Origin of the sequence: Psychrobacter sp. I-STPA10 (genome assembly GCF_021012795.1) — a bacterium.
Classification (GTDB): domain Bacteria; phylum Pseudomonadota; class Gammaproteobacteria; order Pseudomonadales; family Moraxellaceae; genus Psychrobacter.
In genome coordinates this window covers 106,419-127,842 of sequence record NZ_VFYU01000004.1, presented here as the reverse complement: position 1 = coordinate 127,842, position 21,424 = coordinate 106,419, and the positions used below count along the sequence as shown (strand labels likewise).

Below are 21,424 nucleotides of genomic sequence, written 5' to 3'. Positions count from 1 at the left end.
GAATCTCTAGATAGTTTAGCTAATTTATTTAAATCTCAGGAGGCCACGGTCTATCATTATCACTCTCTATCCACTCTTTAACATAGCCCTGTGGCGGTTTTGTCCAATCCGATTTACCCAACGCTTCTAATATACGTTTGGTGGCAATCACTCGACCTTTTTCGGTGATACCAGTACGAAGTAAAGCCGAAGAGCAAGGCTTGCCTTTGACCCACATCGACTGCTCTATATATACCCAACGCTCATCCATAGCCACGATGCGAGTTTTAATCGTCACCATATCAAATGCACGCACCCGTTTACGGTATTGTATCGTGCTACCTGCGACCACAAAGCCCCAACGGTTTTTTATCAGTGCTTTACCAAGTCCTGCACGAATAGCAAAGTCAGTGCGTCCAAAGTCATATAAGGTAAATACGCGCCCGTTATTCATCTCCAAAAAATTATCAATATCGCTTAAATTACAGCGAAAACTAATCTCGCCTGTGTCATCAAGCGATAACTTTTGTCCTTTGCTTCGAGCAATCACCGCATCAGCGATGGATTTTGTATAGCGTAAAAACGGATACATAACATGACCTTTTAACAGTTAATGGCTGATTATAAATGATAAAAGTTGACTCTTTGATTAATAAAATAAGGACATAGCGTGCATCTCGCAAGGTTGACAAAATACAGAGTTTCATTGGTTAGGCATACTTATTAGAAAATCTAACACTCAAATATTTCATATCTTATCATTATCTAAACAATGTGCTAGGATGAATTGATGTCCATTTGCATAATATCTATTGCATCTCTATTATTTATCTCATTTTGAATAATTCACTTTAATAATAAAACACAATAAGACCTTGAATATGATGCCTTCTATATTTTCAACTCGCCTTTATACTTTACCCCTGTATCTGTTGTTTTTATTGCCATTTTCTACGGCGAGTTTGGCACAAAATAGCGACTCAAATTGCTGTCATTGTCATGGCTTACATGCTTGTGGTACACCCGAAGTTTTCCCCAAAAAAAGGGAGGGTAAATATGGTTATATCAATCAGCAACAAGAAGAGGTTATCCCCTTTATTTATGAATATGCTGCATACTTTAAACATGGTAGAGCCGTGGTCAAAAAAGAGGGCAAGTATGGTGTGATTGACAAAACAGGGCAAACAATCATCCCTTTTATTTATGACGCTATTTCTGATTCGGGCAGTGATTTATTGGCAGTTGTTCAAAATCATAGGGTTGGTTGTGTCAATATGAAAGCAGAGGTGGTATTACCACTAATTTATGACCAAGTGAATTGTTTAGAAAATGGACTGTTAACCGCGGATTATGGGCAGGGAGATTTGCTACTGGACTTTGCTACTGGTGAACCCGTCATTCCGATAGATTATGACTATATTGCACATGTAGCTGCAAATTTATATCGTAAAGATTATATGTACTCTGATGGCATGGCGTTAACAAATTTGCAAGGAGAAGTTTTATATAAAGGTCTTAGAAATGCAAAAGTGATTGAGACGATACAATCAGACGATAACTATAATAGTGCAACACAGGAATTTATAAAACTAGAGTCTAAAGTAGGTGATGATTATTTTTATCAAATCATTAATAGTGAAGGTAAGGCATTACTACCCGAGCCAAGAAAAGATAGTTTTGGCACGATTAATTATTACAATGGCTATATTATTATCCATGAGCCAAACCCTGTTAAAAATAAAAAAGAGATACGCAGCACCGATGAGTATATATATCACATCATAGATACACAGGGTAATGTTGTTTTAACAGGTGATTTTGATTTTGTTGATCCTCGCATCAACAATAATTTGATTTTGGTCAAAAATCAAAGTAATAGTGAAGATAAATGGTACTACTACCAAGCCAATCATCAAGCAGGTCATAATAAATTGGCATTTGATAAAAGTTTTGATAAAGCAGAGATATTTTCAGATGGTATGGCGTTAGTTAGCAAAGATAAAAAAATAGGCTTTATAAATACGCAAGGTGAGTTTGTTGTTGATTTAGATATTAAAACATTTGGTGAGATACAGAAAAACAGATTTTTAGTTGTTGATAAGGATGATAATTTTAGGGTGATAGATAATAAAGGAAAATTTTTAACTGCTGCCATTGAGGACAAACCTAAATATTTTAATGGCGATATTTTAATAGTTGAGAATTCAGAGGCAATAAAAAAGGTCTATGATTTAAATAGAGGCACACATTTTGAGATAGAAGGTAGCGATGTAGAGCTTTATAAAGATTTTATGTTAATAAAACAGCCTGATAATTTTAATTATAGACGAACCCTAGTCAACCTACATACAGGCGATATCATACATAAACAAGTGCTAGATTTACAGCCTACCGATGATGAAAGCCAGGGTGGTGCAAGAATCATTGAGGTGGTCGGCTATCAAAATGACAAAAGAATAAGACAATATGGTGTTTTGAGCCAAGAAGGTGAGATACATTTATTTGATGAACCGCAAAATATCTATAGCATCAAACGTATGAGCGATGATGTGTTTGTGGTACAAAAAGAAGATAGTTATAAATTTCATATTTATAATGCTCAAGCACAACTTATTAGCAAAGAGGATTACGATGATGTCAAAGCAGTACAGCATGGCTATGTGATTGTTGAGAAAGAGGGGTTGATAGGGGCGATTGATAGGCAAGGAAATAAGGTGATACCCCCTACTTATAAAGACCTTAAAATTGTTGATGATAAAGTGATTTTGGCAGAACAAGGCATGAGCCTATTTAACAAAAACGGTAAGCCATTAACACCACCGATTTATAATAATATTGGTTATTATAATGAAGAGTTACTCAATGTCGATTTGGGTTATTTAGATAAGTATACTGGTTTAATTGATAAGCAAGGCAATACTATCGTACCTGCTACTTATCTAGCTGTTAAAATGTTGACACCCTCGTTATTTTTGGTAGTAAAAGCTAAAAATCATACTGCTAAGGCAGGCGTGGTCAATGAACATAATCAAGTGGTGATACCCATTGAGTACGATGGTGTGAAGCATATTGATGCTGAGAATTTTGCGGTAAAAGGATATAACGGACATCATGGTTGGACTTTTATTAATAGAGACAATCAACAAATAATAAAGCAATATTTTAATAAAGTCAGGCGTCAAGCGGATAATCGTATGGCGGTACGTCAAGAAGGTAAATGGGGGCTGGTTGATGGTAAAGGCAATGCAAAGTCAGAGATGATTTATGATGATATGGTCAATATTAACGACACACTGATTAAAGTAAAAAAAGATGCTAAGTATGGCATTATGAACATGGAAGGTAGGCTGTTAACCCCGATTGAGTATGATGATATTGAATCAAGCAAGGATGATGAGCTGATGGTAGTCAAAAAAGATGCTAAGTATGGCTATATCGATCAACAAGGGAATCTTATTACTGCACTTAAATATGATTGGGCAGAATTATTCAATAAAAATGATACTGCCCTTGTTGGAATTGATCATAAATCCTATGAAATCGATAGAACAGGAGAAATTTTACGTCCTGCCAAGTATGGAAGACGAGCAGTAAAGCAAAGACCGCAATATGAACAAGAAAAACGCCCTGCTACAGATTAAGTCTACTTTTTAAAAGTGGTTAATGATTAGCGATTAATAAAAGAGCCTATCTATAATAAGAATAAGATAGGCTTTTTTTTATTTACTGCTGGTGATAAGGAATACTCACTATGGATACTTGGTAAAAAACTGCATCACCGTTTTTGGATACCAGTCGGTATTAAACTTTTTATTATGCCATGTCAAAAAGCCGATATGTCCGCCATGTTTTGGCTCACATAGTACGACATTATCTGAGATATCACCCACATCAGGCACAATACCTAAAAACGGATCATCTTTGGCGGTGATAATCAGCGTGGGTTTGCTAATTTTATGCAAAAATGGCATCGCCGAGGCTTTATGATAATAGTCATTTTTGGAGCGATAGCCATGGCGAGGGGCAGTAAACACATGGTCAAAATCGCTTAGGCGACGACTGGCTTTGACCCCTGCAATCTCATCATGACTCAAGTGATGCTCCAGTGCTTTGGCAACAATGGGGTTAAGCAAATAGGGGGTGTAAATTTTGCGACCAAATAGCCTGTCCATGGCAATAGATGAGGAAGCTAAGTCCAGTGGAGCAGAGACAATGGCAGCAGATTGACACTTGGCATCATCACCATATTCACCCATATATTTTGCCAAGACACTACCGCCAAGCGATGTACCAACCGCATGAATATGAGCATAATGTTTGGATAAATACTGCAAAGTATGGTGTATTTCTAGGGTATCGCCTGCTTCATAAAATATTTTGCCGCGTGCAGGCATACCACCACAACTACGAAAGTGAGCAACAACCAAATGCCACCCTTGAGCGTGGACATAATAAGCAAGGGTACGAGCATAATGGCTTTTGCTACTGCCTTCTAAGCCATGAAACAGCACAATAAGCGGTGTCTGATAACGCTCACCCTCAGCAGGGGTTGGCTCATCGGCGTCATAAAAATCATAGGCAATGTCGCTCTCATCTCGGGAGTCAAGTGCCAAACTGCGCCGATACGGTGGTGGTTCGGGCATGATGAACTTGGGTAAGATGGTTTGTAGATGAGGGTTAGACAGCCAAAATGGCGGCTTGAATGGCTCGGGTGTAAAGGCTATTGGCGTTGTCATAAGTAGATTCTGTCTTAATATTTGCTATTTATTTGTAATGGCTAAAGTGTGTTGATAGGGTTGGGTTTAGATTCTGCCCCATCAAACTGATAAACATAATACCTGTTGCTTATGATAAATCCAATAGTTTTAGTGCACAAATGGTCACTGAACTATTTCTGTTTGTTTATCTCGTTTATTCTTCATCATTGTGATCTTTAATAATTTCCCCCAATCCGCCCAAACTCTCGTCCAAAGTTGCCACCTCACATTCTGCTAATGACACTTGTAGTATGACTACTTTGCTATAGCTTACGTCCGTCACCTCACCGCCCACATTTTCCACCAAATAGCGAATTTGTGATTCATTGGCAAAGTCAGTTTCTATCTTAACCTCAGTCATTGGCACATAAGGGGTAAGACGCATCACATCGACCACCGCTTGTGCTGAGCCTGCATAAGCCCGAGTCAGCCCGCCAGCGCCCAATTTAATCCCACCAAAATAACGCACCACAATGATGATGATATTGCCGATGGCTTTGTGTTGTAGCACGTTTAAAATCGGTCGTCCTGCTGTGCCGTTAGGTTCGCCATCATCATCAAAGCCTGCACTGGTGGTGTTATTGGGGTCACCAATGATATATGCCCAGCAGTGGTGGCGAGCATCGGGATACTTTTCTCGCAACTGTTCCACGTGAAACATTGCTTGTTCCCGATTATTGACAGGATAAGCATAGGCGATAAATTCCGACTTTTTGATTTCTAATCGGGCGGTGACGGCTTTGGCAAGGGTTTGATATGTCATGGGTTTGGTGCTATTTGTTAATGGGATTAGGCTAAGGTTGAGGGTAAGTTATGGTAAACTGGTCGTATAAAATTTTTAGAGGTCATAAAACGTTTATGACAAATTATAGGATAGCATAAATGCGATTGGATAAATTTATTAGTAAAGCCACCGAGCTGTCACGCAAAGAGGCAAAAAAGGTACTACACGCCGAAGAGATTACCGTCAATGATGAGGTGGTTAAAGATGGCAGTATGCACGTTGATGAGCTAAATGATGAGGTGATGTGGGCAGGTGAGCCGTTATCAGTGGCGACAGGCAATCGTTATATTTTGTTGTATAAACCAGAAGGCTTTGAATGTACCCTAAAAGCCAAAGAGTATCCCATTGTCACCGAGTTGATTGCTGTACCAGAGCTTGATAGCTTGCGTATTGCAGGGCGACTGGATGTCGATACCACAGGGGCATTATTGCTGAGCGATGATGGTAAATGGTTGCACCGAGTCACCAGCCCCAAGCATCAGCATGATAAGGTATATGAGCTAACCCTTGCCGAGCCAATGGACGAGGATGCTCAAGCCAATGCGGTGGCAAAAGTGGCACAAGGTATCTTGCTAGAAGGCGATTATGAAAAGACCAAACCTGCCATCTTGGAGTTTATTGATGACACTCACGCCCGATTAGTGTTGACCGAAGGCAAATACCATCAAGTTAAACGTATGATGGGCTATTTTGGTAATAAAGTCACCGAGCTACATAGGGCAAGTATTGGTAATATCACGTTAGCAGGCTTAGAAAAAGGTGAAAGTCGCTTTTTAACCGCTGATGAAATTGCACAGTTTTGATGGCTATTATTGACTATTAAAAGTGGCGGTTAATAAGGGTGTTATTGATATAAGGATAGTGTTTGAAAAAGTATGCTGTGGTTATTTTTAATAAATTACCATAGTTTTATCTCTCCCTCTAGCCCCCTCTTTTTAGGAATTTCTATTTAAAAAAATTCCCTTGCGAGGCTAAAATTGCAATGCAATTTTTTAACGACTCTCAGGGAGGGAAAACAGTTCCCTCCCCCTTTGGGGGAGGGTTAGGGAGGGGGTAGCATACTTTTTAGAACACCACCGATATCAGTTCTATTAATAAAATAATAGCTATGAAACAAGTCTATTTTGTTTATCAAGACAAACATGCTTTTGAGCGTCAAAGTGATGGCGTTGAGTTTTGTATTATTGATAGATTTTATGATGGTAAGATTTACTTTTTTTGTGCCGAGTATCAGCTCTTTTGGTCATCAATTGATGCGGTGGGCAATCTGACCCAAGCCTGTGATTTTGCCCTTAAAAAAAGACAGCTAGACATTCGCCCTGCCACATTAATAGAAATCAGTGAGCAATCATTAATTCAATACATCAGCACAATCAAAGAGTATGATTGGCAAGGTAAAGTAATCAAAGCAATTAACTATATTCATTTATAGTAATCTGTCATTGAAAATCATGAATAGGAACTTTATGCTTAGTATTTATAGCTCAAAACTTACCCATAAAAAATCACTCATTTTTGCTTTATTTTTAACCAGTGTTGTCCCTAATTTTGCTTATGCTCAAACCAGTCAAGTGAGTCAAACAAAATCTTCACAAGTTAGCTCTCAAGCTCAACAACTCCAACCAACAAAAGTACCTCAATCTATCCAGCAGCATATTCGCCAGACTTTGCAAAATGCGGGCATCAAAGTTGCCATATTAAGCATCGTACCCTCAAAGCTACCGAATATGTATCAAGTGAATTTAGCTGGACAGCCGCCATTGCACATTACCGCAGATGGGCAGTATGTGATGCAAGGAGAGTTGCACCCCAATCCCAGCCCACATCTATCAACACCATCTGTTGAGCCAAAGCAGCCACTTGGCTCGCCTGTGAGTGCTGCATTGCGACAGTCATTACTTGCCAATATGTCACAATTGAAAAATATAAACGCTGATATACCTTTGTTCCATACCGCAGTGGAAGGCGTGATATGGGGGACAACGATTGAAGGTGTCCCATTTTTGGTGTCTAATGATGGCAAATATTTTACAGAGGGTGAGATTTCACGTATCTGGCAAGGGCAATTAGTCGGACTTGACGCAGAATTTGAACGACGTAAAAATCAACAAGTTTTTGCGCAATTAGATAACAGTCAACTGATTACCTATCCTGCCACATCACCTGAGCAAGCGGTGGTGTATGTCGCCACTGATATTCATTGCCCTTATTGTCGTCGCTTTCATCGTCTTATCCCAATGCTGAACGCCAAAGGAGTGACCATTAAAACCATTGGTTATCCTACCTATGAGGAATCGTTTGAACCGATGCGGCAGATTTGGTGTGAGCAAAATGGCAACCGTCGTAAACAACTCTTTGACCAAGCAATGACCCAAGACCCAGAAACTTTGCCATTAAACCAGTGTGCCAATCAGCAAACCAACCCATTACTTGCCAATCGTAACATTGCAGCGGGACTTGCTGTATTTGCCACACCTGCCATTTATCGAGATGATGGGGAAATATATCAGGGTAGTTTTGAGCACCCCGAATTTCTACAATTTTTGGGTGTGCAGTAGTTAAAGTGGAGTTTGAGAAACTGGTTTTTAAGTCCTCAAATTAAGGAGAGGACTTAAAAACCAGTTCCTCCTCCTTTTGAAGGGGGAGGTTAGGAGGGGGTTTTATAAGTTGAGAGTGGCGTATGACCCTTTAATCTCAATCTTGAATGTCAGTCTTTAAATAAGCAACCAAAGAAGTGCTTGATTAAGGCAATACCACATTGACAATTTTCCATTCAATCAGCCCTTGCCGCTGCATCTCTACCGTCACAGGATAGCCTTTGACATTTCCTGAAATAGCAAAGCAGTTAATACCGCAATAGTTAAGTTGTGGTTTATTGCTGTCTTCACCTTGTGCCACATGCGCCTCAAGTGTCTCAGCTTGCTTATCCATCATGATTTGCATTTGGTTTTTGACCACCGCATCAATATCACCACGTTGGATAATTAAGTCTTGGATTAAGTTTTGTAAATTCACTTGATTACTGGCAATTGCCCAAGCGGCTGCCAGCTCTTTGGTGGCTTGATTTGCCTGCCCTTGGGTGGTGATGATACGCTCAATATTTTGTGGCGTAATTGCCCCTTCTACTGAGCGATCAATAAACTCATCGGCAGCTTGTGTCAATGCAGTCCCCCCAAGTTGTGCCACCATCGGATAGTCGCTTAATGTATTGGCAAACTTTGTATTGAGTTGACTTTGGATATTGGGACGCAAGCTGTCATAATCGATTTGATTGGCGATGGCTGCCCCATCTTTTGCATCATACGCATTTTTGAGTTGATAAGCAGTATAGTAGGGCGAGCCTGCAAACACTGCCACACATAATATCAACAGGAAGAATAAAAAGGTGATAAATTTTTTCATAATCAGTTGCTCAGCTCGCCTACATAACTGCCGTTATATTTTTATTGATGGATAAATCTAGCATAATGCTTTTGTCTTACGGTAGTTTATCACGCTTAAATTATAATCGTTACCACCTGCTGCCTACTTTTATTGCTTCAAAGTATCTGACTGAGCCAATTAACTAAAAGGAATGAACAGCCAAAGATTATTATCGGTTTTGGCTTGATAAATATTCAACCGACCACCATTAATAGCGCAATCTTTTATCTTTTTTTTTACAAAATTTATCATATTTAGCCGATAGTTGCTGTTTTACTAAGTTTATTAAACCATCTTAGCCATAGGGCAATACTTTCAAGAGTGACCAAGATAGTTTCACGTGAAACATGCAATTATAGAGCCAATGACAGGAGAGTTTATGAGTAAGCGTGATTTTTATGAAGTGTTGGGGGTGAGTAAAACTGCCGATGAAAAAGAGATTAAGCGAGCTTATCGTAAGCTTGCGATGAAATACCATCCAGACCGTAACTCAGATGACCCTGATGCTGAAGAAAAATTCAAAGAAGCATCTATGGCGTATGAAGTATTGAGTGATAGTGATAAACGTGCCGCTTATGACCGCATGGGGCATGCTGCCTTTGAAAATGGCATGGGCGGTGGTGGCTTTGGTGGTGCTGGGGCAGGCAACTTCCAAGACATCTTTGGTGATATTTTTGGTAACTTTGGTGATATTTTTGGGCAATCTCGTGGTGGTGGACGTTCGCGCCGTGGTTCAGACTTACGTTACGTTATTGAGCTGACCTTAGAAGAAGCGGTGCGTGGTTGCAAAAAAGAAATCAGCTTTACTGCGCCTGCCCCTTGTGAAACCTGTGATGGTAAAGGTGCAAAAGATGCCTCAGATGTGGTCACTTGTCAGACCTGTCATGGACAAGGGCAAGTGCGTATGCAGCAAGGATTTTTTGCGGTGCAGCAGACCTGCCCTCACTGTGGTGGCTCAGGTAAACAAATCAAAAACCCATGTAAAGACTGCCATGGTAGCGGCGTCACAGACAAATCGCGTACCCTTGAAGTCTCTATTCCAGCAGGGGTCGATGATGGTGATAGAGTACGCCTAGCAGGAGAAGGTGAAGCAGGCGGTGCAGGCGTGCAAAATGGCGACTTATATGTCGAAGTTCAAGTAAAAGAACATCCCGTATTTAAGCGTCAAGGGGCTGACCTTTATATGGACGTGCCTGTCAGTATCACCGATGCGGCATTAGGTAAAGAAGTGGAAATCCCCACCCTTGATGGTAAAGTGAAAATCAAAGTGGCAGAAGGCACCCAAAGTGGCAAACTGCTACGTGTGCGTGGTAAAGGGGTGACGCCAGTCCGTACTACCATGAAAGGTGATATGATTTGCCGTATTATGGTCGAAACTCCTGTGAACCTAACTCGTGAGCAAAAAGACTTGTTACGTCAGTTCCAAGAAACCCTAGATGGTGATGGTAAACATCATCAATCACCCAACAAAAAATCATTTTTTGAAAAGTTAGGCGACCTCTTTGACTAGGAATATTAATTAAAAGTATTATTTCAAAAAACTAATAAACTTGTTAAGGTAACTGCCTTAGCAAGTTTTTTTTGGCTTAAAATAAAGTTATCAGCACATAATTTAAAAAGGAAGTTTTCACATGAAACATCGAACAGCTATCCACCCACAGCGTCTATAACCCCTATAGCCTCTATTATTACCCCTTTTACTTTTATTAGCCAGCATAAGTGTGTTCACTGATTTGCCAGTTACGAATTAGAACCTGTATTCATAATCCAAAATTAGAGGATTTTTAGACTAAAATGGCGTAATACAAGGCAAATTTTTGGGCGAATAGTCATTCTATTTAATCCAAAATTTAACGCAGTAGTACGTCTATCTTAGGCAAAAAGCGACCATTGTGGGTTGTGAATACAGGTTCTTAGATTATCTCTTTGCTTAGTGCTTAAACTTAGTGCTCAAACCAGTTATTCATCAAATAGCTTTGTGATGGGTTTGCTATGAATCTTAGAGCTATTGAATAGTTTATTAGAGGCGGACTCTTTTGTATCGGTAGGGTCTGCCCAAAAATTAATATTAAACTGAGCATCATCACTTAACTCAACACGATGCCAATATTGCGGTGGGGTAGTGGCAAATTCACCTGCTTTGATTATGATGGTCTTTTCAGGCTCAGTGGCTTCTTCACTGGCAAAACCGTAAAAAGTAACGACACCTTGCATCACACAAATCTGTCCAAATATGCCTGCGGCTGTATTGTGGTGGGTTAACAGGGCCTCAGGAATATTATCTTTGGTAAAAAAGGGGGTTGAGCGTTTGACTCGCCAATGACTGGGGATGATTTGATGATGCATAATGATTCCTTCAGTTATATTTTAATAAGACTTACGCATTTTTCTAGATTATTAGCGTCTGGTAATCATTTACTCGCTGGCTGTACGTAGTTTCAGAGGCTTCGTAAATAATTCCCAGCCGCTTTATAAGACAAATATCGTACTTTTGCGTAAGTCCTATTTAATTTGATTGTTGGGTGTTTGTTATAGAGTCGTTCAATAGCAAATTAACGTGGAGCATGTGGCCATTATTGTCGCATATCCTGTTGATATTTAGCACTATTTAGATGGTTTTTTAGTGCATATCAATTGCTACTATTAAAGACAGTTATGAGTGCAAAATTTTAGAAAAATATTTTTATAAAATAGTTTGACAGACATACTATATTTGTTAATATGTTAGTGAATATTATTGAGATATAAACAGAATTATAAAATTGCCATCTAGGTAATATCTAACTTTTCAACAATCAGACTCAATGTCATCACATTCATCACTACAAGGAAGTGAAAAATGGCTTATCAAATGTTAATCAATGGGCAATCTGTCGATGGTGTTAGTACTTTTGATGTGATTAACCCCGCTACCAAATCTGTTATTACTCAAGCACCACAAGCGAGTGTGGAGCAGCTTGATGAAGCAGTTGCTGCTGCTAGAAAGGCTTTTCCACAGTGGGCAGCATTAACTCATGAAGAGCGTCGAGCGAAGATTTTACAGCTTGCTGATGCTATAGAGGCAAATGCAGACGATCTTATCGAAACCCTAACCACAGAGCAAGGAAAACCGCTAAAAGGTTTTTTTGATATGGGAGCAGGGTTTGAGTTTGGTGGTACACTGGCTTGGATTCGGGGCACAGCAGAATATGAGCTGAGTAAAAAAGTACTACAAGAAGATGAGAACTTACGCATTGAAATGCACCATAAACCCCTTGGCGTTGTAGGGTCAATTACGCCGTGGAACTATCCGCTCATGATCAGTATTTGGCATATTATCCCTGCCTTATTAACGGGTAATACTGTGGTATTAAAGCCATCAGGTATGACACCGCTCACTGTGTTAAAACTTGCACAAATTGCAAAAGATATTTTCCCTGCTGGTGTACTCAATGTTCTCTCAAGTGAGAGCAAAATCGGCTCTGCCATGTCGCTGCATCAAGGTATTGATAAAATTGTATTTACAGGATCAACACCGACTGGTAAATCAGTAATGAAAAGTGCCAGCACAAACTTAAAGCGTTTGACGTTAGAGTTAGGTGGTAATGATGCTGGTATCGTACTAGCAGATGCTGATATTGAAGCGATTGCACCAAAGATATTTGCTACCGCATTTATTAACAATGGTCAAACTTGTGCGGCGCTTAAACGTCTATATGTGCATGAATCAGTACATGACAAATTATGCGATGAGCTAGTGAAACTTGCCAATTCTGTCAAAACTGGCAATGGTATGGATGCTGACAGCGATTTTGGACCCTTACAAAATGAAAGCCAGTTTAACCTGGTAAAAGAGCTGGCTGAAGATGCTAAAGCAAACGGTGCTAACTTCTTGTGCGGTGGTGAAGTTGTTGATGATAGTGGTTACTTTTATCCCATCACCTTAGTTAATAATATTAGTGATGGGGTTCGTTTGGTAGATGAAGAGCAGTTTGGTCCTATCTTACCAATCATCAAATTTAGCGATGTGGAAGAGGTTTTAGAGCGTGCAAATAGCAGTGAATTTGGTTTAGGTGGATCAGTGTGGTCAACAGATATCGAAAAAGCAACTCAGCTTGCACAGCGACTAGAGTGTGGTAGTGCATGGGTGAATCACCATGGTGCAATTCAGCCTAACGCACCGTTTGGTGGTATTAAGCAATCTGGCTTTGGGTCAGAGTTTGGTGAAGTTGGGCTTAAAGAATTTACTTCAATTCAAACTGTTCATATTCATCAAAAATAAACTAACTTATAAAACGAGCTAAGTTTTACTAAAAATAAAAAACAGTATTTTTTTACAAATGTTAGTTTGAAAAATACTCAATAAATATTAATAAATACTTAATCTATACTTACCTCACCTTTCTAAAAAAAGGTGAGGTAACTCACTAAAAGGAATAAAAAAAATGTCAAATACCAATCCAGATACTACCCCAGATACCAAAATCGATTTTATCTATCTATCAGAACAAGATATGATCAAGGCAGGTGTGACAGACATGCCTAAATGTGTCGATGCCATGGAAGAGATGTTTACTTTGCTATATAAAGGTGACTATCGTATGGCAGGGGCAAACAATGATTCACATGGGGCAATGATGACCTTCCCGGATAATCCAGAATTTGAAGGTATGCCTCACAATGCCGAAGACCGCCGTTTTATGGCAATGCCAGCTTATCTTGGTGGTAGATTTCAAACAGCAGGTATGAAATGGTATGGCTCAAATATCGACAACCGTCAAAAAGGCTTGCCACGTTCAATCCTAACTTTTATCTTAAATGATAAAGATACTGGTGCGCCATTAGCCTTTATGTCTGCAAATTTATTATCAGCCTATCGCACAGGCGCTATTCCAGGCGTTGGCGCACGTCATCTTGCTCGTAAAGACTCCAAAGTAGTGGGTATTATGGGTCCTGGTGTCATGGCAAAAACCTCATTAAGTGCCTTTATTGCAGTATGCCCTGATATTGATACAGTAAAAATTAAAGGACGTGGTGAAAAAAGCCTGAATTCATTTATCGAATGGCTAAAAGAAGAATATCCACAAGTGACCAATATCGAAGTGGTGAATAGCATTGAAGAGGTGGTACGTGACTCAGATATCGTCACCTACTGTTCATCAGGTGCACCAGGAAATCCAGAAACGTATCCAATGGTGAAGCGTGAATGGGTAAAACCGGGTGCATTTTTAGCCATGCCAGCTTACTGTAATATTGATGAAGACATGCAAAAGTCTGATGTGCGTAAAGTTTTAGATAATACTGGTTTATATCAAGCATGGTTCTCTGAATTGCCACGCCCAGCCCATAATTATGTGCCGATTATTGGTGTGAAATTTATGGACATGATTGAGCAAGGTATCATGAAGCAAGAAGAGCTTGAAGATCTCTCTTATATTACTGCTGGTGCAACTCCAGGTCGTCAAAATGATGAAGAGATTATCATTATGTCAGTTGGTGGTATGCCAGTAGAAGATGTGGCATGGGCAACTATTGTTTATCGTAATGCCATCGAAAAAGGCATTGGCGTTTCTTTAAACCTTTGGGAAACACCCGTGTTACGCTAACAACCATATTTGCAATAATCGTATTTGGATTGATAAGCGTTAAGAATAGAACATAAAAGGCTAGTTTAGAAACTAGCCTTTTAAAGAACGTAGGATTTATTAGGTACAAATTACCTATTTTTAATGTAGTTTTTAATATACAGCTGATTTATCAGATAGCTATAATCTAGTAGTAATGATATGACTAAGCTATTCATAATATTAGCTATTTATATATTCATATATCAATGAAATCAAACATAAGTGAGGATGTTGCAATGACAAAAATCATCAAAGTTAAAACAGGCTCAAAACTAGAAGAACATGCGAGTTACTCACGTGCCGTTGTGGTCGATAACTGGATATTTGTCTCTAACACTGCTGGACGTAATCCAGACAGCAAACTTATTCCAGAAGACATAGAGGAACAAACACTACAGGTTTTTGCCAATATAGAACGAGCATTGGTTGCGGTGGGTTCAAGCTTACAAGACGTTGTGATGTCACGAGTATTTATTCAAAATCCAGAAGATACGCATACTGTTATGGGCATCATCGGTGAAAAACTTCGTGGGGTTGATCCAACCACTACCGTTACATCTCCCCCTTTAGGCTCTAAAGAATATAAAGTTGAGATAGAGGTCACCGCTTACAAAGGGGCATCAAAAGCGGATATTGAATACATGAATATTTAATTCGAATTTGTTTTGTATAAAGGATAAAGTCCATGACCGCACCAAAAACCAAACCAGTTGAAGCAATACAAATCAAAGATGCCGCAGATTTACCCAAAAAAACAACGGTGGTGATTATCGGTGGTGGCATAGTTGGTTTAACTGCTGCATTAACTTTAGCCGAACGTGATGTGCCTGTGGTGGTACTTGAAAAAGGTCGCTTCGTTGGTGAACAGTCTTCACGCAACTTAGGCTGGATACGCAAGACCAATCGTGCGCCAGACGATGTGCCACTTGCAGTCGAGTCTGATAAATTATGGGCTAAGATGAACGAGCGTGTTGGCAGTGAGGTTGGCTATCGTCAAGCGGGCATTATGTTCTTGGGTAAGACTGACAATGATATAGCCGCTTATAAAGGCTGGTTAGATGCAGTTGAGTCTTTAGAGCTTGGATCAAAACTGCTGACCCCTGCCCAAATTGATGAGCTGTTACCAAATGGTGTGGGTGAGTGGAAAGGGGCTTTATATACCCCCTCGGATGGATATGCTGAGCCGCAATTGGCCGCCAGTGCCATTGCCAATGCAGCACAAAAAAAAGGGGCGATATTAATCGAAAACTGTGCAGTACGTACCCTATCTACCACAGCAGGTCGAGTCTCTGGTGTGGTGACAGAGCATGGCGAAATCCAATGTGATAATGTTCTACTTGCAGCAGGTGCTTGGTCACGACGGTTTTTAGGTAATATGGGTATTTCATTTCCAACGCTACCCTTGTATTTATCCGTTTTTAAGACCAATCCTTTACCACAGATATCAATAAATACAGCAGTTGGTGCACCCAACTTTTCATTCCGTAAGCATATAGATGGTGGTTTTATCATGATGCAACGTGGTGCGCTTGATGCACCACTAACCATTGACCATCTAAAAATAGGCACACAGTTTTTAGGTGCGTTAAAGCATGGCAAAGATGTCATGCACATACGCTTAAATAGTGTATTTTTAGAAGATTGGAAGCTTGGTCGTCGCTGGACAAAAGAGCAGATAACTCCATTTGAAAAAGTACGCACACTTGATCCCTCTCCAAATCAAAGTTTTAACCAAGATGCACTAAACAACCTAAAAGCAGCTTGGCCTGAATTTAAGGATGCCGAAATTGAAAATGAGTGGGGCGGTGTGATTGATGTAACCCCTGACTCTAACCCTGTGATAGCCAATATCACTAAAGTACCAGGACTAACGGTTGCGATTGGATTTAGTGGACATGGATTTGGTACATCACCAGCGGCTGGTCAATTAGCAGCAGATTTGGTGATGGGTACGACGCCATTGATTGACCCCACACCTTATTGTTTTGAAAGATTGTAAGCTAAAGATTATAAGTTTAATGATGAGACTATTAAATATTTGACTCTTAATTACTAATATATTAGTATTTTATTGATGATATTTTTAATCAGTGCAACAATACTAAATACATATTGCTCATCATCGCTAACTATCTAGAAGGTTTATCCTTTGAATGACCTAGGTGATTGACAAACTAGGTGGTGAGCAAATTAGCAAGAGAAGATATACTACATACGAGTTAAAATAACATCGCTGCCTAGTTAGCAAAACAGACACAGTAATGAACCCTTATCTATATAGTCTTTTACGACTAATTGACTATAGAGTATTTGATAAATCTTAATAACTCCTCGAAAGGAATTCGGATGGCTATGACAATAAACAACCTAACTAATACGATCTATGGCGTTATCTTAAATGATAACAAAACATTGGCTGCTTTAGAATCTGAGCTTGGTCAGCCTCCTTATAAGAGCCCTGCTAAAGCACCTGTACTATATATCAAACCTTTTAATACCCTAAATAACAGTGGTAATGAGGGTAATAACGGTGTTGTGCATCTGCCCGCGGATGCTAAAGCAGCAGAAGTTGCCGCAACCATTGGTTTGGTGATGGGCAAAACTGCAAGTCGTTTAACCGTCGATAATGCACTTGAACATGTCAGCGGTGTTGTTGTTGCTGCTGATTTAAGCTTGCCACATGATAGTTATTATCGCCCTGCAATCCGTGAAAAATGTTTTGATGGCTCACTTGTTTTTAGTGAGATCTATGCCACTCCAAAACTTGAAACCCTAACTTTAACAACATTGATTAATGATGAGGAGGTTAATACCCGTCATTTATCTGAACTTAAGCGTGATGCTGCCCAATTATTGGTCGATGTGACCGAGTTTATGACCTTAAATGAAGGTGATGTGCTGCTGCTTGGTGTTGAATATCAAGCACCACAAGCGAAGGCCGGTGATCGTGTGCAAGTCACTGTAGATGATTTAGGTAGTGTTAACTTTACCGTAGATTCTGCTGCACAAGTGACAGACTCTGGTATCGCTGCTACTGAAACAAAAGTTGATGCACCGCGAGTAGGGCGGGTATTAATTGATGGTGTCGTGACAGCAGTTACCCAAACTGATGACGGTCAAGTAAAAACGGATGCTGGTCAAATCTTGGCTGAATCTGATGTACAGTGGTTACCACCAGTTGAGATTGGTAGTGTCTTTGCTTTAGGTCTTAATTATGCTGACCATGCTAAAGAATTGGCATTTAATGCGCCAGAAAAACCTTTGGTATTTTTAAAAGGTAAAAATACGCTTGTTGGTCATAATGCCCAAACTCGCCGTCCTGCAAATGTTGATTATATGCATTATGAATGCGAACTGGCAGTGGTGGTTGGCAAGACTGCACGCAATGTCAGTGCTGATGAAGCCAAAGACTATATTTTAGGTTATACCGTTGCCAACGATTATGCGATTCGTGATTATCTTGAAAACTACTATCGCCCCAATCTTCGTGTTAAAAACCGTGATCACTGCACACCCATAGGACCATGGTTAACTCGAGCAGATCAGATTGCTGATCCTATGCAACTAAAATTGGTTACTCGCATCAATGGTGAAGTAAAACAAGAAGGTACAACTGCTGATATGATTTTTAGTGTGTACCATTTAATTGAGTATTTGTCATCCATCATGACACTAAATCCTGGTGACGTCATTTTGACAGGCACGCCTGAAGGGTTGGCTGATGTAAAATATGGCGATGTGATTGAAACAGAAATTGAAGGATTGGGCGTATTACGCAATACGATCGTTGATGACGAAACCTACTTTAATTAAATAGCAAAGTAAGCCCAAAGATATTTGTTTGATGAGGTGAATTTAACGATATGGACAATATGAAAACAATATAAAATTGCTTCATTAAATTTATTTTAGTGGCTTACTTATCCATACACCGTACATATATTTATAAACATATAAAACAAGGCAAAAATCATGATTAAGCATCTTATTAATGGTAAGCACGTTGAGAGTAAAGAAGTTTTTGAAACCATCAATCCTGCAACTGGTAAAGTCATTGCAGAGGTAGCAAGTGGTGGTCAACAAGAGGTAGATGCGGCTGTGGCTGCTGCAAAAGCAGCATTCCCCAACTGGTCAACGATGGAAGTTAAAAAACGCTCACAAATCATGCATAAGGTGGGTGAGCTAATCACCAAGCATGTGCCAGAAATTGCTGAGATGGAGACCAATGATTGTGGTCAGGTCATTGGGCAAACACTCAACGCTTTGATACCACGTTCTGCCCATAATTTTCACTATTTTGCAGAGCTTGCATCGCATATGCATGGTGAAACATATGACTCAGATACCGGACACCTAAACTATACTTTACAAAAACCAGTCGGTGTTTGTGCATTGATTTCGCCTTGGAATGTACCTTTTATGACTGCTACATGGAAGACAGGTCCATGTCTTGCTTTGGGTAATACCGCAGTTATGAAAATGTCTGAATTGTCTCCTATGACAGTTACTCGATTGGGCGAATTGCTGCTAGAAGCGGGTGTACCTGACGGTGTGTTTAATATCGTGCATGGTTATGGTCAGCAAGCAGGTGAACCTTTGGTGTCTCATCCTGATGTGAGAGCCATCTCATTTACAGGTTCTACAGCGACAGGTAATCACATCATTACCCAAGCAGGGCTGAAAAAATATTCTATGGAGCTAGGTGGTAAGTCACCTTTTATCATTTTTGATGATGCAGATTACGAGCGTGCGTTAGATGCTGCTATATTTATGATCTTTTCAAATAATGGTCAGCGCTGTACAGCAGGCTCACGTATCTTAGTACAAAATACCATTTATGAAAAATTTGTGGCTGATTATGTGGATCGTGCCTCTAAATTAATAGTCGGCGATCCATTAGATCCAAATACCATTATTGGACCATTAATTAGCAAAGCCCACTATAATAAAGTCACCAGCTATATCGAAGCAGGCCAAAAAGAAGGTGCTCGTTTGGTATTAGGTGGTGGTACACCACAAGTAGCTGATAAATTTAAAGGTGGATTTTGGGTAGAGCCGACCGTATTTGCAGATGTTGATAACAAAATGAGCATTGCACAAGATGAAATTTTTGGTCCTGTCCCTTGTATCATTCCGTTTAAAACCGAAGAAGAAGCTTTACAGATTGCCAACGATACACCTTATGGCTTGTCATCATACTTATGGACAGAAAATACAGGACGCGTGTTGCGTCTTGGTAAGGCGATCGATGCAGGTATGACGTTTGTTAATAGCCAAAACGTGCGTGATTTACGTCAACCTTTTGGTGGTACAAAAGGCTCAGGTGTTGGTCGTGAAGGTAATCATTATAGCTATGAAGTATTTTGTGAAGTGAAAAATGTTGCTATCTCTTATGGCAACCATCGCATACCACGTTGGGGGGTGTAGTATGGGAACCTTAGCACTTGCTGCCAAAATCACTCATGTACCCTCTATGTATCTATCAGAGCTTGAGGGTGAAAATAAAGGCTGCCGACAAGCAGCGATTGATGGTCATTATGAAATCGATCGCCGCTGCCGTGAACTAGGTGTGGATACAATCGTTGTTTTTGATACTCATTGGTTGGTGAATGGCGGTTATCACATTAACTGCGCTCCTCATTTTGAAGGTATTTATACCAGTAATGAGCTGCCGCATTTTATTAAAAACATGCCTTATGACTACGATGGTAATCCTGAACTTGGTGAGCTGATAGCCGAGGTGGCAAATGAAATGGGTGTGCATACGCGCGCCCATTCTGATACCAGCTTGGGTCCAGAATACGGCACACTTGTGCCCATGCGCTATATGAATGCAGATAAACATTATAAAGTGGTTTGTATCTCAAGCTTACTAATGGTGCATACCTTGGAAGACAGCGCAAAATTTGGGCTTGCTGTTCGCAAAGCAATTGAAGAGAAGTACGATGGTACAGTGGCTGTTTTTGCCAGTGGCTCTTTATCGCATCGTTTTGCTGACAATGGTAGTGGCAGTGAATTTTTTCATAAAATATGGGATCCATTCTTAGGCTCTGTTGATGAGCATGTTGTTCGTCTTTGGGAAGAGGGTAAATGGTCTGAGTTTTGTGGCATGTTACCTATGTATGCTGAGAAATGTTATGGCGAAGGTATGATGCATGATACTGCCATGCTAATGGGTTTGGTGGGCTGGAATAAATATCACGGGAAGGTTGATGTGGTCACCCCAATGTTTGCTTCATCAGGTACAGGACAAATCAATGCTATTTTCCCTGTTGAGCCGATAGAGTATTCAGAAGTAGCAGATGCCATTAATCAACAGTTTAATAAAGCGTTAGCTTAATGTACCACAGTTTTTAGTCATGGCTATTTAGCATGGCTATTCAATAAGCGCTATCTAATACTAATAAGATATAAAAGGATGAACGCAATGCCACATTTAATTTATGAATATACTGACAATATATTAGAAGATGTCTCAGAAGATGACATGCAACTATTTTTAGAAAAATCTGCTCAAGTCATCATTAATCAAGGTGATGTTTTTCCGACGGGTGGGATTAGAGTTAGAGCCCATAAGTTGACAGAATATGTGATAGCAGATGGCAGTCACAAAAGTGATGGCTTTGTGCATGGTCATCTTAAAATCGGTAAAGGACGTACTGAGCAGCAATTAAAAAAAGTGTGTGATGAGTTATTTAACTTAATGCAAGAAAGCTTTGCACCAGTCTTTGATAAACGTGGCTTTGCACTTTCATTTGAATATTCAGAATTTGCTAATGGCACATGGAAAAGTAATAACCTACACCAACGCTATCGAGCATAACTACAAGCATGAGTTAAACTAAGCTTATACTTTTTTGACTAATCAAGCGATA

18 protein-coding genes are annotated in these 21,424 nt (G+C 39.8%); 13 read left to right on the top strand and 5 right to left on the bottom strand.

Annotation, left to right across the window (positions count from 1 at the left end; genetic code table 11):
- Positions 1 to 28 precede the first annotated feature (28 nt).
- The gene (locus tag FHK89_RS02435; RefSeq protein ID WP_230656333.1) at positions 29 to 571 is read right to left on the bottom strand and encodes an acyl-CoA thioesterase; all 543 of its coding nucleotides are present in this window, start codon (positions 569 to 571) and stop codon (positions 29 to 31) included.
- Positions 572 to 860: 289 nt separating this feature from the next.
- Between FHK89_RS02435 and FHK89_RS02430 the strand changes: the two genes are divergently transcribed.
- Positions 861 to 3,620, top strand: a complete 2,760-nt coding sequence (locus FHK89_RS02430) for a WG repeat-containing protein (RefSeq protein WP_230656330.1) — start codon at positions 861 to 863, stop codon at positions 3,618 to 3,620.
- A gap of 108 nt (positions 3,621 to 3,728) precedes the next feature.
- Here FHK89_RS02430 and FHK89_RS02425 read toward each other — a convergent pair whose 3' ends face one another.
- Together FHK89_RS02425 and FHK89_RS02420 are read right to left on the bottom strand one after the other, a co-directional pair.
- Complete coding sequence (locus FHK89_RS02425; protein ID WP_230656327.1) at positions 3,729 to 4,715, bottom strand: YheT family hydrolase; 987 nt, start codon at positions 4,713 to 4,715, stop codon at positions 3,729 to 3,731.
- Between the two features lie 175 nt (positions 4,716 to 4,890).
- The gene (locus FHK89_RS02420) at positions 4,891 to 5,499 is read right to left on the bottom strand and encodes a YigZ family protein (RefSeq protein ID WP_230656324.1); all 609 of its coding nucleotides are present in this window, start codon (positions 5,497 to 5,499) and stop codon (positions 4,891 to 4,893) included.
- A 119-nt stretch (positions 5,500 to 5,618) separates the two neighbouring features.
- Between FHK89_RS02420 and FHK89_RS02415 the strand changes: the two genes are divergently transcribed.
- The 3 genes from FHK89_RS02415 to FHK89_RS02405 all read left to right on the top strand — a co-directional run bounded on the left by FHK89_RS02415 (position 5,619) and on the right by FHK89_RS02405 (position 8,078).
- Positions 5,619 to 6,323 (top strand): pseudouridine synthase, encoded by a 705-nt coding sequence (locus FHK89_RS02415; protein WP_230656321.1) that lies wholly within the window; start codon positions 5,619 to 5,621, stop codon positions 6,321 to 6,323.
- Between the two features lie 305 nt (positions 6,324 to 6,628).
- Positions 6,629 to 6,952, top strand: a complete 324-nt coding sequence (locus FHK89_RS02410; RefSeq protein WP_230656318.1) for a hypothetical protein — start codon at positions 6,629 to 6,631, stop codon at positions 6,950 to 6,952.
- Between the two features lie 34 nt (positions 6,953 to 6,986).
- Positions 6,987 to 8,078, top strand: a complete 1,092-nt coding sequence (locus FHK89_RS02405; protein WP_230656315.1) for a disulfide isomerase DsbC N-terminal domain-containing protein — start codon at positions 6,987 to 6,989, stop codon at positions 8,076 to 8,078.
- Positions 8,079 to 8,262: 184 nt separating this feature from the next.
- Here FHK89_RS02405 and FHK89_RS02400 read toward each other — a convergent pair whose 3' ends face one another.
- Positions 8,263 to 8,922, bottom strand: coding sequence for a DUF2939 domain-containing protein (locus FHK89_RS02400; protein ID WP_230656312.1), 660 nt, complete (start codon positions 8,920 to 8,922; stop codon positions 8,263 to 8,265).
- Positions 8,923 to 9,322: 400 nt separating this feature from the next.
- Between FHK89_RS02400 and dnaJ the strand changes: the two genes are divergently transcribed.
- Complete coding sequence (gene dnaJ / locus FHK89_RS02395) at positions 9,323 to 10,453, top strand: molecular chaperone DnaJ (RefSeq protein ID WP_230656309.1); 1,131 nt, start codon at positions 9,323 to 9,325, stop codon at positions 10,451 to 10,453.
- Between the two features lie 449 nt (positions 10,454 to 10,902).
- On the opposite strand, the gene FHK89_RS02390 is transcribed toward dnaJ, so the two are convergent.
- Positions 10,903 to 11,289, bottom strand: coding sequence for a DUF1971 domain-containing protein (locus FHK89_RS02390; RefSeq protein ID WP_230656306.1), 387 nt, complete (start codon positions 11,287 to 11,289; stop codon positions 10,903 to 10,905).
- Positions 11,290 to 11,782: 493 nt separating this feature from the next.
- Here FHK89_RS02390 and FHK89_RS02385 point away from each other — a divergent pair, with 493 nt between their 5' ends.
- The 8 genes from FHK89_RS02385 (at position 11,783) to FHK89_RS02350 (ending at position 21,372) form a co-directional block, all read left to right on the top strand.
- Positions 11,783 to 13,204 (top strand): aldehyde dehydrogenase family protein, encoded by a 1,422-nt coding sequence (locus FHK89_RS02385; RefSeq protein ID WP_230656303.1) that lies wholly within the window; start codon positions 11,783 to 11,785, stop codon positions 13,202 to 13,204.
- A gap of 163 nt (positions 13,205 to 13,367) precedes the next feature.
- A complete protein-coding gene (locus FHK89_RS02380) occupies positions 13,368 to 14,528 on the top strand; it encodes a tyramine oxidase subunit B (RefSeq protein ID WP_230656300.1) in 1,161 nt (386 codons plus the stop codon).
- A 257-nt stretch (positions 14,529 to 14,785) separates the two neighbouring features.
- Positions 14,786 to 15,202: a RidA family protein gene (locus FHK89_RS02375; RefSeq protein ID WP_230656297.1), complete on the top strand. Its 417-nt coding sequence runs from the start codon at positions 14,786 to 14,788 to the stop codon at positions 15,200 to 15,202.
- Between the two features lie 32 nt (positions 15,203 to 15,234).
- Positions 15,235 to 16,548, top strand: a complete 1,314-nt coding sequence (locus FHK89_RS02370) for an NAD(P)/FAD-dependent oxidoreductase (protein WP_230656294.1) — start codon at positions 15,235 to 15,237, stop codon at positions 16,546 to 16,548.
- 347 nt (positions 16,549 to 16,895) lie between these two features.
- Positions 16,896 to 18,362 carry a fumarylacetoacetate hydrolase family protein gene (locus tag FHK89_RS02365; RefSeq protein ID WP_230656291.1) on the top strand — a complete coding sequence of 489 codons (1,467 nt, stop codon included), beginning with the start codon at positions 16,896 to 16,898 and terminating at the stop codon, positions 18,360 to 18,362.
- Between the two features lie 159 nt (positions 18,363 to 18,521).
- Positions 18,522 to 19,976: a 5-carboxymethyl-2-hydroxymuconate semialdehyde dehydrogenase gene (gene hpaE / locus FHK89_RS02360; RefSeq protein WP_230656288.1), complete on the top strand. Its 1,455-nt coding sequence runs from the start codon at positions 18,522 to 18,524 to the stop codon at positions 19,974 to 19,976.
- A 1-nt stretch (position 19,977) separates the two neighbouring features.
- On the top strand, positions 19,978 to 20,889 hold the full coding sequence (gene hpaD / locus FHK89_RS02355; RefSeq protein ID WP_230656285.1) for a 3,4-dihydroxyphenylacetate 2,3-dioxygenase: 912 nt from the start codon (positions 19,978 to 19,980) through the stop codon (positions 20,887 to 20,889).
- 87 nt (positions 20,890 to 20,976) lie between these two features.
- Positions 20,977 to 21,372, top strand: a complete 396-nt coding sequence (locus FHK89_RS02350) for a 5-carboxymethyl-2-hydroxymuconate Delta-isomerase (protein ID WP_230656282.1) — start codon at positions 20,977 to 20,979, stop codon at positions 21,370 to 21,372.
- Positions 21,373 to 21,424 lie beyond the last annotated feature (52 nt).

What these genes read in the sequence shown, in the direction of transcription:
- FHK89_RS02435 (WP_230656333.1), bottom strand. Translation starts at nt 571, where the DNA reads ATGTATCCGTTTTTACGCTATACAAAATCCATCGCTGATGCGGTGATT.
- FHK89_RS02430 (WP_230656330.1), top strand. Translation starts at nt 861, where the DNA reads ATGATGCCTTCTATATTTTCAACTCGCCTTTATACTTTACCCCTGTAT.
- FHK89_RS02425 (WP_230656327.1), bottom strand. Translation starts at nt 4,715, where the DNA reads ATGACAACGCCAATAGCCTTTACACCCGAGCCATTCAAGCCGCCATTT.
- FHK89_RS02420 (WP_230656324.1), bottom strand. Translation starts at nt 5,499, where the DNA reads ATGACATATCAAACCCTTGCCAAAGCCGTCACCGCCCGATTAGAAATC.
- FHK89_RS02415 (WP_230656321.1), top strand. Translation starts at nt 5,619, where the DNA reads ATGCGATTGGATAAATTTATTAGTAAAGCCACCGAGCTGTCACGCAAA.
- FHK89_RS02410 (WP_230656318.1), top strand. Translation starts at nt 6,629, where the DNA reads ATGAAACAAGTCTATTTTGTTTATCAAGACAAACATGCTTTTGAGCGT.
- FHK89_RS02405 (WP_230656315.1), top strand. Translation starts at nt 6,987, where the DNA reads ATGCTTAGTATTTATAGCTCAAAACTTACCCATAAAAAATCACTCATT.
- FHK89_RS02400 (WP_230656312.1), bottom strand. Translation starts at nt 8,922, where the DNA reads ATGAAAAAATTTATCACCTTTTTATTCTTCCTGTTGATATTATGTGTG.
- dnaJ (WP_230656309.1), top strand. Translation starts at nt 9,323, where the DNA reads ATGAGTAAGCGTGATTTTTATGAAGTGTTGGGGGTGAGTAAAACTGCC.
- FHK89_RS02390 (WP_230656306.1), bottom strand. Translation starts at nt 11,289, where the DNA reads ATGCATCATCAAATCATCCCCAGTCATTGGCGAGTCAAACGCTCAACC.
- FHK89_RS02385 (WP_230656303.1), top strand. Translation starts at nt 11,783, where the DNA reads ATGGCTTATCAAATGTTAATCAATGGGCAATCTGTCGATGGTGTTAGT.
- FHK89_RS02380 (WP_230656300.1), top strand. Translation starts at nt 13,368, where the DNA reads ATGTCAAATACCAATCCAGATACTACCCCAGATACCAAAATCGATTTT.
- FHK89_RS02375 (WP_230656297.1), top strand. Translation starts at nt 14,786, where the DNA reads ATGACAAAAATCATCAAAGTTAAAACAGGCTCAAAACTAGAAGAACAT.
- FHK89_RS02370 (WP_230656294.1), top strand. Translation starts at nt 15,235, where the DNA reads ATGACCGCACCAAAAACCAAACCAGTTGAAGCAATACAAATCAAAGAT.
- FHK89_RS02365 (WP_230656291.1), top strand. Translation starts at nt 16,896, where the DNA reads ATGGCTATGACAATAAACAACCTAACTAATACGATCTATGGCGTTATC.
- hpaE (WP_230656288.1), top strand. Translation starts at nt 18,522, where the DNA reads ATGATTAAGCATCTTATTAATGGTAAGCACGTTGAGAGTAAAGAAGTT.
- hpaD (WP_230656285.1), top strand. Translation starts at nt 19,978, where the DNA reads ATGGGAACCTTAGCACTTGCTGCCAAAATCACTCATGTACCCTCTATG.
- FHK89_RS02350 (WP_230656282.1), top strand. Translation starts at nt 20,977, where the DNA reads ATGCCACATTTAATTTATGAATATACTGACAATATATTAGAAGATGTC.